Consider the following 483-nt stretch of genomic DNA (forward strand, 5'->3'; position numbering starts at 1 on the left):
AAATAGCCATAAATACCAAAACAAGGAAGGTGTCCTCTTGATTATGGTATCACAGCTAAACCCCAATTATCAACAGGAAAGTTTAAAACGGCAACAAAAACGTGAAATTGAAAGGCAACATAAGAAAGCATATAAAAAATTGCAAAAACTAACGGAATATACTAACTTGCCGGTTGTATTTGATAACCATACAGTTACCAGTTACGGCAACTTTAGCCTCATCGAGTCCTTTAAGCAGGCCATAGGGTTTATTGAACTCCTGCAAAAACACCTGACAGTTAACAGGCATCACAACTTTCGATACAGTACGGCCCAGCTGGTAGATATAATGACTGACTGCATTTGTGTAGGCCTTCTTCGGTTTATGCATATGGATGCACTAAAATCCGATCCCGGTTACTGTAAAATCAAGGGCATTGAGAAAGTACCGGATGAAAGCACTTTTCGTCAACTTTTGGCCAAGTTTGAGCAGGAGAACATTTC

Annotated in this window: 1 pseudogene; it reads left to right on the forward strand. The window is 39.5% G+C overall.

Going from position 1 to position 483, the window contains the following annotated elements:
* Positions 1 to 483: pseudogene (locus tag IT084_RS17720) on the forward strand (IS1380 family transposase); the annotation flags it as partial.

It is taken from the genome of Desulfallas sp. Bu1-1 (genome assembly GCF_015594625.1).
GTDB lineage: Bacteria > Bacillota > Desulfotomaculia > Desulfotomaculales > Desulfallaceae > JADNRQ01.